Source organism: Xanthomonas sp. NCPPB 2586, assembly GCF_041475775.2.
GTDB classification, from domain to species: Bacteria; Pseudomonadota; Gammaproteobacteria; order Xanthomonadales; family Xanthomonadaceae; genus Xanthomonas; species Xanthomonas campestris.
This window is the reverse complement of record NZ_CM192981.1, coordinates 1,754,998-1,768,211: the sequence shown is the minus strand read 5'-3', so window position 1 is coordinate 1,768,211 and position 13,214 is coordinate 1,754,998. Positions and strand designations below refer to the sequence as shown.

At 65.8% G+C, this 13,214-nt stretch carries 9 protein-coding genes; 2 read left to right on the top strand and 7 right to left on the bottom strand.

The genetic code is table 11. The features are described from left to right. Positions 1 to 318 precede the first annotated feature (318 nt). From ACCQ09_RS07450 to rraA, 5 genes are all read right to left on the bottom strand, one after another. A complete protein-coding gene (locus ACCQ09_RS07450; RefSeq protein ID WP_040940997.1) occupies positions 319 to 2,151 on the bottom strand; it encodes an ABC transporter ATP-binding protein in 1,833 nt (610 codons plus the stop codon). Positions 2,152 to 2,279: 128 nt separating this feature from the next. Next, positions 2,280 to 2,414 (bottom strand): hypothetical protein, encoded by a 135-nt coding sequence (locus tag ACCQ09_RS07445; RefSeq protein WP_256267732.1) that lies wholly within the window; start codon positions 2,412 to 2,414, stop codon positions 2,280 to 2,282. Between the two features lie 53 nt (positions 2,415 to 2,467). Further along, positions 2,468 to 3,733: a cation:proton antiporter gene (locus tag ACCQ09_RS07440; protein ID WP_040940996.1), complete on the bottom strand. Its 1,266-nt coding sequence runs from the start codon at positions 3,731 to 3,733 to the stop codon at positions 2,468 to 2,470. A 302-nt stretch (positions 3,734 to 4,035) separates the two neighbouring features. Further along, on the bottom strand, positions 4,036 to 5,625 hold the full coding sequence (locus ACCQ09_RS07435; RefSeq protein ID WP_040942275.1) for a serine hydrolase: 1,590 nt from the start codon (positions 5,623 to 5,625) through the stop codon (positions 4,036 to 4,038). Between the two features lie 39 nt (positions 5,626 to 5,664). Then, positions 5,665 to 6,165 carry a ribonuclease E activity regulator RraA gene (gene rraA, locus ACCQ09_RS07430; protein WP_040940995.1) on the bottom strand — a complete coding sequence of 167 codons (501 nt, stop codon included), beginning with the start codon at positions 6,163 to 6,165 and terminating at the stop codon, positions 5,665 to 5,667. Between the two features lie 194 nt (positions 6,166 to 6,359). Here rraA and ACCQ09_RS07425 point away from each other — a divergent pair, with 194 nt between their 5' ends. Beyond that, positions 6,360 to 7,187: a DUF72 domain-containing protein gene (locus ACCQ09_RS07425; protein ID WP_040940994.1), complete on the top strand. Its 828-nt coding sequence runs from the start codon at positions 6,360 to 6,362 to the stop codon at positions 7,185 to 7,187. Between the two features lie 673 nt (positions 7,188 to 7,860). Next, complete coding sequence (locus ACCQ09_RS07420) at positions 7,861 to 8,808, top strand: DMT family transporter (protein ID WP_012437880.1); 948 nt, start codon at positions 7,861 to 7,863, stop codon at positions 8,806 to 8,808. 1,121 nt (positions 8,809 to 9,929) lie between these two features. On the opposite strand, the gene ACCQ09_RS07415 is transcribed toward ACCQ09_RS07420, so the two are convergent. Together ACCQ09_RS07415 and ACCQ09_RS07410 are read right to left on the bottom strand one after the other, a co-directional pair. After that, positions 9,930 to 10,652 carry a pseudouridine synthase gene (locus ACCQ09_RS07415; protein ID WP_011037770.1) on the bottom strand — a complete coding sequence of 241 codons (723 nt, stop codon included), beginning with the start codon at positions 10,650 to 10,652 and terminating at the stop codon, positions 9,930 to 9,932. A 56-nt stretch (positions 10,653 to 10,708) separates the two neighbouring features. After that, positions 10,709 to 13,120, bottom strand: coding sequence for a putative bifunctional diguanylate cyclase/phosphodiesterase (locus tag ACCQ09_RS07410; protein ID WP_040940993.1), 2,412 nt, complete (start codon positions 13,118 to 13,120; stop codon positions 10,709 to 10,711). Positions 13,121 to 13,214 lie beyond the last annotated feature (94 nt).

Here is a 13,214-nt window from a genome sequence, read left to right as displayed (position 1 = left end):
GTGCGGGCGAAGCTTCGTGTAGTCCAACTAGCGAGTGGCTACGCCCCGTACCCTCACCCCAACCCCTCTCCCGACGGGAGAGGGGCTTGATGAAAAGCTGCCTGCATCCCTTCTCCCCTCGGGAGAAGGTGCCCCAAAGGGGCGGATGAGGGTGCGGGCGAAGCTTCGTGTGGCCAACATAGCAAGTGGCTACGCCCCGCACCCTCACCCCAACCCCTCTCCCGACGGGAGAGGGGCTTGGATGCTTGCTAATTTCCCGTTGGCAAGTTTTCAAGCCACACGAAGCCAATTGCGTGCCCTCACGCGTGGCTTTTTCCGTCACGCATCCGCCGCAACAAACCCACCGGTCTGCCGCGCCCATAGCCGGGCGTAAAGGCCGCCGTGCGCGATCAGTTCCGCATGCGTGCCTGTCTCGACAATGCGCCCACCATCCATCACCACCAGGCGATCCATGCGCGCGATGGTCGAAAGCCGGTGCGCAATCGCAATGACGGTCTTGTCACTCATCAACGCATCCAGGCTGTCCTGGATGGCCGCTTCCACTTCCGAATCCAGCGCCGAGGTGGCTTCGTCCAGGATCAGGATCGGCGCGTCTTTCAGCAGCACGCGTGCGATGGCGATGCGCTGGCGCTGGCCACCCGACAACTTGACCCCGCGTTCGCCCACATGTGCATCGAAACCGCCGCGGCCTTCGCCATCCACCAGCGTGTCGATAAAGCCATCTGCACGCGCCTTGTGCACTGCGTCCAGCAGTTGCGCTTCGGTGGCCTGCGGGCGGCCGTACAGCAGATTGTCGCGAATGGAACGGTGCAGCAGCGAGGTGTCCTGCGTGACCAGACCAATCTGCCCGCGCAGGCTTTCCTGCGTGACCTGGGCGATGTCCTGGCCATCGATCAGGATGCGCCCCTGCTCCAGGTCGTACAGGCGCAGCAGCACGTTGACCAATGTCGACTTGCCTGCGCCGGAGGGCCCCACCAGACCGATCTTTTCGCCGGCGCGCACCTGCAGATCGAGCCCGGCGATCACCCCGCCGCGCTTGCCGTAATGGAAGTGGATCTGGTCGAAATGCACTTCCCCGCGTGTCACCTGCAGCGGCAGCGCGCTGGGCTGGTCCTGCACCGTCAGTGGCTGGGCGATGGTCTGCATGCCGTCCTGCACGCTACCGATGTCTTCAAAAATGCCATTCACCGTCCACATGATCCAGCCAGACATGTTGTGGATGCGGATCACCAGCCCGGTGGCCAGCGTAATGGCGCCCACGCTGATCTGGCCGCGGCTCCACAGCCACAACGCCAGCCCGCAGGTGCCCACGATCAGGAAGCCGTTGGCGATGGCGATGGCGGTGTCCATTGCGGTGGTCACGCGCGTCTGCAGGCGATGCTTGACCGCCAGCTCGTCGATCGCATCGCGCACGTAGGCCTCTTCGCTACGCGCATGAGAGAACAGCTTGAGCGTGGCGATATTGGTGTAGCCATCCACGATGCGGCCGGTGGCCTTGGAGCGCGCGTCCGATGCCACCCACGCACGCGCCTTCATGCGCGGCACGAAGAACGCCATCAACCCCACATACACCACCAGCCAACACAGCAGCGGCACCATCAACCACGGGTCGGCCTGCGCGAACAACCACAGTGCGCTGCCGGTATAGACCACGATGTACCAGAGTGCATCGACCATCTGCACCGCCGATTCGCGCAGCGAGGTGCCGGTCTGCATCACGCGGTTGGCGATACGCCCGGCAAAATCGTTGTGGAAGAACGCCAGACTCTGGCGCACCACGTAGTTGTGCATCAGCCAGCGCGAGCGGTTGCTCAGGCCCGGCACGATGGCCTGATTGACCAGCAGGTTATGCAGCCCGGTGAAGAACGGCCGCGCCACCAGCGTGATCGCCGCCATCCACACCAGCTCGCCAGCATGGCGACGGAAGAACTCCGGCCCCGGCTGCTCGGCCAGCATGTCGACGATGCGGCCGAGGAAGTCGAACATCGCCACTTCCACCAGCGCCAACAACAGGCCGGCGATCAGCGTGGCCAGCAGGATCGGCCACAACGGCCGCAGGTAATGCAGGTAGAAGCGCCAGACACTGCGCGGCGGCATCTGCTGCTCGATCGGCGGAAAGGTGTCGATCAGGGATTCGAACCAGCGGAACATGGGGCGCACTTCGGGTCTATCGGGGGGTCAGGCTAGCCGATCGGGTGTCAAGCCGCAGTGGCGCCGTGCGGTGCAATGCGACGACGGCATGCGCAGGCGTGTGATCACGGCCGTCGTGATTGCCGACTTCAGCGTCCTTTTAGGGCATCCAGATTCTGCGCAGTGCGTTCGCGATGGAAGCCGCGCAGGCGCTCCTTCAAAGCCGATAATGCTGGCCACGCAAGGCGGCGGCCGCGCATAACGCCGCCATCAAGCAACTTCACGATTGCATTCTCTTGTGCCCGGTGCACGCACGCGGCATGCACCGGCTGCCGGCTCAACGCCCCTGCAGGCTCGGCACCGCGTCCACCACATGCGCGTGGCGGCGCATGATCCAGTTGAACAACGGCGTGGCCATCAAGGTGGACAAAATCGCCATCAGCACCAGCACCGAGAACAGGCCTTGTTCGATCACCCCGGCCTGCAGGCCGATGTTGATGATGATCAGCTCCATCAGGCCACGCGCGTTCATCAGCGAACCGATCGCCATCGCGTCGCGGTTGTTCTCGCCGGTGGCACGCGCTGCGGCCCAGCAGGCCACGCCCTTGCCGATGAACGAGGCCGCCAGGATCGCCACGCCAGCCAGCATGATCTGCGGCTGCATCAGCACGCTGAGCTGGGTCTTGAGCCCCGAGTAAGTGAAGAACAGCGGCAGCAGCAACACCACCACGAACGGCTGCATCATCGCGCGCAGCTTTTCGGTCAACGCCCCCTTCGGCAGGCAGGCACCGAGCAGGAAGCCGCCGAACACCGCATGGATACCGATCGCATCCATCGCCCAGGCGCTGAGGCAGAACAGCATCAGGATGACCGCCAACACGCCGTTGCCGAGCGGCTGATCGGGCACCACGTAATCAGACAACCGGCGCAGCAGGTGCCGCCCGACAAAAAGCATGAACAACGCGTAGGCCACGCCGCCGCCGATGGCCAGATACGCGCTACCCCAGCTGCCACCGAAGCTCGCCAGCACCACGGCCAGGATGCACCACGCCGCCGCATCGTCGAACGCGCCGGCGGTGAGCGCCAGCGTGCCCAACGGGCTGTTGGTGAGGCCGCGCTCGTGGATGATGCGCGCCAGCATCGGGAAGGCAGTGATGGCGATGGCCGCACCCAGGAATAGCGAAGCCTCCATCAGCTTGGCCTTTTCGGAGAACAGGCCTTGCACATTGATCAACCACGGGCACAGCGCGAACGCCAACGCAAACGGCACCGCGATACCGGCCAACGACACGCTCATGGCACTGCGATAGCGCGCCTTGAAGTGGTCGCCACGAAAGTCGGTGCCGACCAGGAACATGTACAGGCCCACGCCGAACTGCGCGAATACGTACAGCACGTCCATGGTTTGCTTGGGAAACAGCGCCGTCTGCAGATCCGGCAGCACCAGTCCGAACAGCGACGGCCCCAGCATCACGCCGGCAATCATCTCGCCCACCACCTGCGGTTGACCTATGCGCTTGGCCAGCAGACCGACCACACGGCACGCCAGCAGGATCGCGGCGGCCTGCAAAAAGAAATACACCGACATTTGCGGAGTGGTCATGCGTGGACGGCGTCCCTGAGAGTTGCGCGGATCATAGCGAGCCAGGGCGGTGGGCGATAGCGCCGACGGGCGGCGCGCGCATGGTGATCTGCACGCAGTTGCGTTCGTTACGCGACAGGCGGGCGCAACTGCGAGATCCCATTGCGGTGGCCGTCGATGGGCCGCCACCGGTCGTTCAAAGGCCGCGCTCCGTGGCCGCTGGTCAGCCACGCGACGCAGATGAGTTCGGCCGAAATCAGGTAGCCGCGGGTTTGCTTGCGCTGCGCCCGGCAGCCCCTGCAGGGCCACCGGTGCGCGCCAGTTCACTCCTGCGCTGCCGCCGCTGCCACCGGCGTCAACACCAGATCCTGGAAATCGAAACTGAAGTCGGTCAATGGCGATACGGCCTCCATGCGCATCTCACGCACCTTGCCGTCGGGGGTCAGCGCGAAGTTGACGAACGCATCGGCATTCAAGGAGCGGTCGTCCCAGCGCACGATGAAGCTGTCGTGCTGCCAGTGCTCCAGCGTGCCTACCAGTTGCGCGGTCTTGGCGAACTGCAGGCGCAGCCGCTTGCCCTCCTGGCGGATCACCACCTCGCCGTACCAGGGGTCGCGATAGCTCGCGGTGTACCCACTCAGCGGTAACGACGGCGCCGAGCGCTTGGCACGCGCCTGCTCATGGTGTTTCCAGCTGGTATCGGCTTCCGCATCTGCCTTTTCCGCGGCCTTGGCGTAGGCGGCGGTCCAGTCGGTGGCGGGCAGCTGCAAGAACGCATCCAGCACCTGCAGCGTCACTGCATTGAATGCCGCGCCCACTTCCTGATTGGTCAGCACCACCACGCCGAGTTTTTGCTCCGGCACCAGGGTCAGCCGCGACACCATGCCGGGCCAACCGCCGGTGTGCCACACCAGCCGATGGCCGCGGTAATCGCTCAGGCTCCAACCTTCGCCGTAGCCGGCAAAGTTGGGGCGCGCCGCGGCCAGCTCGGGCACCGCCGGCTCCGGCACATTGATCGGCGTGATCATCGACCACATCTCGCGCTGCCGCTTGGCACTGAACAAGGGGCTGCCATCGGCCAGCGTGCCGCCGGCCAGTTGCACGTTCATCCACAACGCCATGTCGTGCGCACTGGAATACAAACCACCGGCGCCAGAATTGTTGGACCAGGTCAGCGGCGCTACCGTGCGCAGCTTGCTGAAGTCGTACTTGGCATGCCCCACGGCGGCCGTATCGCCGGGTTGCAGGTGGTCGGCATTGAAGCGTGTATCGGCCATGCCCACCGGCGTGAAAATGCGCTGTTGCAGGAACTCGGCATAGCTCTGCCCGGATACCTGCTCGATCACTTTCTGAGCGACCGCGTACAAGATGTTGTCGTAGGCGTAGCGGTCGCGGAAGCCGCCCTTGAGCGGCACCTTGGCCAGCCGCTGCACCACTTCTTCAGTGGTGTAACTGGTGGTGGGCCAGTACAGCAGATCGCCTGCGCCCAGGCTCAAACCGCTGCGGTGCGCGAGCAGGTCGCGCACGCGCATTTCGTTGGTGACATACGGGTCGGACATGCGGAACCACGGCAGGTGCTCGATGACCCTGTCGTCCAGCGAGAGCTTGCCCTCATCGGCCAGGATCGACAGCGATGCGGCGGTGAAGGCCTTGGTGTTGGAAGCAATGGCGAACAGCGTATTGGCCTGCACCGGCGCCGGCTTGCCCAGCTCGCGCACACCGTAGCCGCGCTCCAGCACGATCTGGCCATCCTTGACGATGGCCACTGCAATGCCGGGCACATCGAACTGCTTGCGCACCCGCTCCATCTGCGCATCGAACTGCTGCATGCCGGCCGGCAATGCAGCCGTCTCAGCGGCCAAGGTGACACCACTCGCTGTCATGCCAGCCATCGCCATCGCTCCCACCATCATCCAGGTCTTCGGCTTGCTGTGCTGCTGTGTGCTCATCGATCAATGCTCCGCGCCGGCGATTTCCAACGACAACGGCGTCGCAGCCACCACGACACCGTTCGCATCGGCATACAGCCAGTGCCCGGGGACGAACGCCACGCCGGCAAAATTCACCGGCACGTCCACATCGCCCAGGTCACGGCGCTCGGTGCGGCGTGGGCACGCCGCCAACGCCAGCACCCCCAACGGCAAGCCCGCCAGGATCTCCACGTCGCGCACGCACCCGTGGATCAACACGCCGGCCCAGCCATTGGCCACCGCCTGTGCGCCAATCTGGTCACCGAACAAAGCATGCCGCAAGGAGCCCTGCCCATCGACCACCAGCACGCGCCCGTCGCCAGGCGTGGAGGCCAGCTCGCGTATGCGCGAGTTGTCCTCGACACAGCGCACCGTGGCGATCGGCCCGGAAAAGGTGGTGCGCCCACCAAAGTGCCGAAACAGCGGTTCGGCGACCGCCACCTCGGGAAAGCGGTCGCAAAGATCGGGGGTGGTCCAGGTCATGACAACGCTCCGGCAAGGGGAGCCCGATGGTAGCCGGCTGCCAGCGACAGAGCATCCTCAGACGCTGATTGCACAGCGCAAGGTACCCGCTGTCGCCAGCGTCTTGCGGCGGCGTCGGTATCATCGGTCACTTGCAGCGATCGCAGTTCCGGCACATCGCGGCATGCCCCCCCCTCGCCACTGCGGAGCCCGCCATGACCGATCTGTTCGCTGCAGCGCCCCCTGCCCTGGAAGGCATCCATGTCGGCATTGGCGGTTGGGTGTACGCACCGTGGCGCGCCGGCATGTTCTATCCCGAGGGCCTGGTGCAGCGCCGGGAGCTGGAATACGCCAGCCGCCATGTCACCGCGATCGAAATCAACGGCACGTACTACGGTGCGCAGAAACCGGCGACCTACGCGAAGTGGCGCGACGAGGTGCCACCCGGCTTTGTGTTCTCGGCCAAGGCGCCGCGGCGTATCACTCAGTCGCGCACGCTGGCTGGCACCGGCGCGCAGGTGGAGGACTTCATCGGTGGCATTGCCGAGCTCGGCGACACACTCGGGCCGCTGGTGTGGCAATTCGAGCAAGGCCATCGCCTGCAGCCCGATGACCTGGAGGGGTTCCTGTCGCTGTTGCCCAAGCGCGCTGGCAGCCGCGTGCTACGGCACGTGCTGGAGATCCGTGACCACGCCGCCGTGGATTCCGCGCTCATCGCGCGGGTGCGCCAACATGGCGTGGCCACGGTGTTCACTGATTCTGACGAACACCCCTCGTTTGCCGATCTCTCCACGGATTTTGTGTATGCACGGCTGATGCGCAGCCAGGCACGCCTGCACACCGGTTATCCGGCACCTGCGCTGGCGCAGTGGGCCGAGCGCATCCAGGCCTGGCGACGCGGCGAAGACCCGGCCGATCTTCCGCATGTCGGCGATGCACCGGCAGCGGCCACTGCGCGCGAGGTGTTCGTGTTCTTCATCAGCGCAGCCAAGGAGCGCAACCCGGCTGCGGCGATGGCGCTGCTGCAGGCGCTGGGACGCTAGCGACGCGCAACGCGCTGCGGTGCAGCTCAGGCGTTACCGGTGCGGTCGCTGTACCAGCGGCCGGCCCGCTACACGCGCGGCAACGGCAACGGCCACTATGCGCGAGAGGCGCTGATCTTTCATCAGTCCGCCTGAGCAACGCAACCCGAAGGCGATGATGGTCCTTCTGCAGGTAATGGACCGCTAGCGGCGCGCGAGGCGCTGCGGCGCAGCTCAGGCATTACGAGTGCGGTCGTTGTGCCAGCGGCCGGCCGCTACACGCGCGGCAACGGCAACGGCCACTGTGCGCGAAATGCGCTGGTCTTTCATCAGCTCGCCTGAGCAACTAAAGCCGGAAGCGATGATGATCCCTCTTCAGGCAATGGACCGCTAGCGGGGCGTAAGGCGCGACCGCGCAGGTCAGGCGCGACGGTTGCGTTCGGTGTGCCAGTGGCTGGCGCGCACCGCTGTGGTGGTGGCTACACCTGCGATAGCTCCAGAGAAACCCGATGACGCTTCTGCAGTACCGCGCACAACGCCTTGGGGCCGAAGACACATGCCGCTACAGGCTTGGCCTTGACTCAGCCTGCGCCGCCTGTGGAGACAACCCGACGCCCGCTTCCGTAGTTCTGCGCGCACCGCTTTGGAGCCAACAACACGTAGGCCAGCCCAGCGGTTTCGGCGACAATGGCGCATGCCCATGACCGACCTGCGCAAAGCGCAACTGCAAATCCATTTCTGCGTGCTGCTCTGGGGCATCACCGCGATCCTCGGCAAGCTGATCACGCTGCAGGCGCTGCCGTTGGTGTGGTGGCGGATGCTGATCGTGGTGGTGGCGTTGTTGCTGCTGCCGCGCGTGTGGCGCGGGCTACGTGCGATGTCGGCGCCGGTGATGCTGGGCTATTGCGGCATCGGCGTGCTGGTGGCGCTGCACTGGCTCACCTTTTATGGCGCTATCAAGCTGGCGAACGCTTCGGTGGCGGCCACCTGTATCGCATTGGCGCCGGTGTTCACTGCGGTGATCGAGCCCTGGGTGGCGCAGCGCCCGTTCCGGCCGCGCGAATTGCTGTTCGGGCTGGCGGTGTTGCCGGGCGTGGCGCTGGTGGTCGGTGGCGTGCCCGATGGCATGCGTGCGGGCGTGGTGGTCGGCGCGGTCTCGGCGGTGTTCGTCGGCTTGTTCGGCTCGCTCAACAAACGCATGGTGGCGCACGCCGACCCGCTCACCGTCACTGCGCTGGAACTGGGCGCCGGCACGCTGGCCCTGACGGTGCTGGCGCCGGCCCTGCCACTGGTGCTGCCAGCCCTGCATGGCGACCTGCTGGTGCTGCCCAGCCTGCACGATGGCATGTTGCTGCTCGGCCTCGCACTGGCCTGCACGCTGCTGCCGTTTGCCCTGGCGCTGGTCGCGCTGCGCCACCTCAGCGCCTATTCGGTGCAGTTGGTGACCAACCTGGAGCCGGTCTACGCGATCGTGCTGGCAATCGTGTTGCTGGGCGAACAACGCGAGCTGACGCCGCTGTTTTACCTGGGCGTGGCGATCATCCTGGGCGCGGTGTTCCTGCATCCGGTGCTGGAACGGCGCCGCAAAGTGGTGCATCCCGAATTGCTCGGCACCGCCGAGGCGAAGAACATCGTCGATTGATCGGCCACGCCGAACGGCCATGTTTTTCGTAGGAGCGCGCTTGCGCGCGAGGGGCTTGACCGGTAACGCCCCATCGCGCGCAAGCGCGCTCCTACGGACACCGAACCTTCTCGGGGCGTCTACGCCGCCCTGGTCGTCGCATGCGACCAAATCAATGCGTACGCATGCCATGCACTCGCTATGGCACGGCCATCTAAAGCATCGAACGCCCAGCTGTTGTAGGAGCGCGCTTGCGCGCGAGGGGCTTGACCGGGAACGCCCCATCGCGCGCAAGCGCGCTCCTACGGGCACCGAACCTTCTCGGGGCGCTTACGCCGCCCTGGTCGTCGCACGCGACAAAATCAATGCGTACGCATGCCAAGCACTCGCTATGGCACCGCCATCCAAAGCATCGAACGCCCAGCTGTTGTAGGAGCGCGCTTGCGCGCGAGGGGCTTGACCGGGAACGCCCCATCGCGCGCAAGCGCGCTCCTGCGGACACCGAACCTTCTCGGGGCGTCCACGCCGCCCTGGTCGTCGCATGCGACAAAATCAATGCGTCCGCAGGCCATGCACTCGCTATGGCACCGCCATCTAAAGCATCGAATGCCCAGCTGTTGTAGGAGCGCGCTTGCGCGCGAGGGGCTTTGCCGGGAACGCCCCATCGCGCGCAAGCGCGCTCCTACGGGCACCGAACCTTCTGAGTGTCTGCGCCGCCAAAGTCATCGCAGTACCAATTCGCACAACAGGCTCAGCACGCGCTGCGCACCAGCGTCCTGATGCGTCAAACACCCGGCCGTTGTAGGAGCGCGCTTGCGCGCGAGGAGCCTTACCGGGAACGCCCCATCGCGCGCAAGCGCGCTCCTACGGGCACCAATCCTTCTGAGTGTCTGCGCCGCCAAGTCATCGCAGTACCAATTCGCACGACAGGCTCAGCACGCGCTGCGCACCAGCGTCCTAATGCGTCACAAGCACCCGGCCGTTGTAGGAGCGCGCTTGCGCGCGAGGGCTTTACCGGTAACGCCCCATCGCGCGCAAGCGCGCTCCTACGATGAGCATTCCAGATGATGCATCGGGAAGCGTCCGAGGGACGATCAAACTGCGCCAAGCAACGACCGCCCCAACACACTGCCAAGCCACACTCACCAATCAGTACGCTGCGGCAATAACCCCTGCAATTCCTGGTCGGTGAGATTGCGCCACTGGCCGGGCTTGAGCGCGGCCAGCTTGATGTTATCGATGCGCACGCGGCGCAGTTGGGTCACGCGGAAACCGAACGCCGCGGCCATCAGGCGGATCTGCCGGTTCAAGCCCTGCTCCAGCACGATGCGGAAGCCGAACTTGGCGATGCGCGCGGTACGGCACGGCAAGGTGGTTTCGTCGTGCAGGCGCACGCCGCGGGCCATGCCGCGCAGGAATTCGTCGGTGACCGGTTTGTTGACCGCCACCAGGTATTCCTTCTGATGCCGATTTTCCGCGCGCAGGATCTCGTTGACGATGTTGCCGTTGCTGGTCATCAGGATCAGCCCTTCGGAGTCCTTGTCCAGCCGGCCGATCGGGAAGATGCGCTGCTCGTGGCCCACGAACTCCACGATGTTGCCTTTCACCGAACTCTCGGTGGTGCTGGTGATGCCCACCGGTTTGTTGAGTGCGATGTACACGTGGCGGCGCGTACCAGGCTTTTTGGCCTCGCGCACGCGCAGGGGCTGGCCGTCCACCAGCACGGTGTCGTCTTCGCCGACCACCGCGCCGGTGCCGGCGATCACGCCATTGACGGTGACGCGGCGTTCGCCGATCAGGCGGTCCGCCTCGCGGCGGGAGCAGAAGCCGGTTTCGGCGATATGTTTGTTGAGTCGGGTCGTCATCGGCGGATTATCGGCGATTGCGGCGCCGCGCGGGCCATTGCATGCGTCAGGGCCGCTCAGGAGGCAGCCAGGCTGGCCAGCGGCACATGCAGCAGGTCGTCCAGCGGGCATGGCCTGTGCAGGCTAAACCCTTGCACCTGGCCGACCCCGGCCTCGCGCAGGCCGGCGATGTCGGCCTCCGATTCCACGCCCTCGGCCACCACCTCGATCCCCAGCGCCAGCCCTACCTGCGCGATCGAATGCACGGTGGCGCGGTCCACGGCGTCATGCGCGTAATTGCGCACGAAGCCGCAGTCGATCTTGAGCACATCCACCGTAAATTGCTTGAGATAACCGAACGAAGCCAGGCCGCTGCCAAAATCATCCAGCGCCACATGGCAGCCGCGCGCACGCACGCTCTGCACGAACCGCTGCGCGTGCTCCAGATCGCCGATCACTGCGGTTTCGGTGATTTCCAGGCACAGCTTGGCCACCAGCGCCGGGTAGCGTTCGAACAAGGCGCAGACAAAATCCAGGAAGTCGCGTTGCGCGATCGACTGCGCGGACAGGTTCACATGGCACAGGTCCAGGCTCGCCACATGCGCCGGATTGGCCGACAGCTGCGCACAGAGGGTTTCCAGCACGTGCGCATCCACCATGCGGCCCAGGCCGTAACGTTCCACCGCCGGCAGGAATTCGCCAGGGCTGAGCACGCGCCCGTCGCGCGTGCGCATGCGCACCAGCACTTCGTATTGCACACGCCCCGGGTCGCTGAGCACCTGGATTTTCTGCGCGTACAGCAGCAGCCGGTCCTCGGCGATCGCCTGCTGCACCGCGCTGATCCAGCCACCGTCGTGGCGCCGCCGCGCCATCGCCAGATCGGTCTCGCCGAAACTGCGGATGCGGTTGCGGCCCTCTTCCTTGGCCGCATGGCAGGCCAGATCGGCCGCGGTCATCAGCAGGTTGACGTCGTCGGCCCCCTGGCGGATCTCCACCACGCCTAAACTGCAGCTGGGGGTCAGCGGCCGGCCGCCCTGGTGGCTCCACGGCTGCCCAAGCACGCCATGCATCCGCTCCAGCAGCGTGTGCGCATGCGCCAGGTCGGTGTTGGCCAGCAGGATCGCGAACTCGTCGCCGCCCAGCCGCCCCAGCCAGTCGCCGGGGCGCAGCTGCATGGTGATCACGTCGGCGAAGTGGCACAGGAACTTGTCGCCCACCGCATGCCCGAAAGTGTCGTTGACCAGTTTGAAGTGATCCAGGTCCACGAAGCACAGCGCGTGGCACAGCTGCGGTGACTGCGGCGGGTCGATCAGACGTTGCAGCCTGCGCTCGATCTCGCGGCGATTGATCAACCCGGTGAGCGCATCATGGCGCGCGTGATAGGCCACTTCGTCGGCCAGTTCGTGCGCCTGCGAGACATCCTCGATCACCGCCAGCACCAGGCTTGGCTCCTGCGGCCCCGGCTCCACCAGCGAGGCACTCCAGCGCCCCCACAGCACCCCGCCATCGGAGCGCAGAAAGCGTAGCTCGCCAGCCTGCATCAGCCGCGGCCAGTCGATCAGCCCGCGGCTGTCCAGCACGATGTCGTCGGGGTGCATCACCTCGGCCAGCGTGCAGGCCTGCAAGGCCTCTGGCGGGTACTGCAGGATGTTCGCCAGGGAGGCATTGGCATCGAGCACGCGCCCGCTCAGGTCGAACTTCACCATGCCCAGCGCGGCATGCTGAAACGCGGTGCGGAAGCGGCCTTCGTGCGACATCAGGTAGTCGCGGGTGCGCCGGATCGCCAGCACGCAGGTGCTCAGCACCAGCAGCAAGGTGGCCAGGCTGCAGGTCACCATCACATCGTGCAGCATGCGCGCGCAGCGGGTCAGCAAGGTCAGGAACTGGGCGGCATCGCGCCGCATGCGGCCATCCAGCAGATGCAGTTCGGCACGCAAGGACTGCAGTGCGCGCGCGTCCGGCGTGCCGGTGGCCTGGGCGGAGGCCGCCCGGTCGGCCAGCAGGCTCAGATGCAGGATGTCGCCATCGGTGTGCTTCCACAGCGCAATTGCGCTGCCCAGGTACGGCAGGCGCTGCCCATACCGGTACAGGCGCACCATCTGAGGCATGTCTTCACGGGCATTGCGGCCGGCCGCCAGACCGGCATAGACCTCGGCCCAGTCGATTGGCGAGGCATCCACCGCCAACCGCGCCGCGCGATCGCCCAACGGCACTTCCAGTGCGCGACAGGCCGCCTGCAGATCCGCCGGATCGGCGCTGCCGAGGTAGCGCTCCAGCCAGTACACCGATTCCTGCTGGGCCTTGGACCAGTGGCTCTCGCCAATGATCCAGCTGGTGGCACCGGCCTGGACCTCGATCACCAGTGCCGACAGCACCGCCATGCAGCCGGTCAGCACGATCAACAGCGCCAACGGCAGCGTGAGCCAGCCACGCACCGTCTGCATGGTCCCGCCGCCACCTGTGCCTCGTGCCGCCTGCGCTTTCGCCATCACCGTCCACCGCTGCCCAATGCGTTTCAGGCGCCCAGTGGGCGCCTGAAGGCAGTAACGGCAGCAATGGCAGAGTCTGTATGGCAGCGCCCGC

Excerpts from the sequence above, each read along its gene's own strand:
- ACCQ09_RS07450 (WP_040940997.1), bottom strand. The coding sequence starts at position 2,151 with ATGTTCCGCTGGTTCGAATCCCTGATCGACACCTTTCCGCCGATCGAG.
- ACCQ09_RS07440 (WP_040940996.1), bottom strand. The coding sequence starts at position 3,733 with ATGACCACTCCGCAAATGTCGGTGTATTTCTTTTTGCAGGCCGCCGCG.
- ACCQ09_RS07435 (WP_040942275.1), bottom strand. The coding sequence starts at position 5,625 with ATGATGGTGGGAGCGATGGCGATGGCTGGCATGACAGCGAGTGGTGTC.
- rraA (WP_040940995.1), bottom strand. The coding sequence starts at position 6,165 with ATGACCTGGACCACCCCCGATCTTTGCGACCGCTTTCCCGAGGTGGCG.
- ACCQ09_RS07425 (WP_040940994.1), top strand. The coding sequence starts at position 6,360 with ATGACCGATCTGTTCGCTGCAGCGCCCCCTGCCCTGGAAGGCATCCAT.
- ACCQ09_RS07420 (WP_012437880.1), top strand. The coding sequence starts at position 7,861 with ATGCCCATGACCGACCTGCGCAAAGCGCAACTGCAAATCCATTTCTGC.
- ACCQ09_RS07415 (WP_011037770.1), bottom strand. The coding sequence starts at position 10,652 with ATGACGACCCGACTCAACAAACATATCGCCGAAACCGGCTTCTGCTCC.
- ACCQ09_RS07410 (WP_040940993.1), bottom strand. The coding sequence starts at position 13,120 with ATGGCGAAAGCGCAGGCGGCACGAGGCACAGGTGGCGGCGGGACCATG.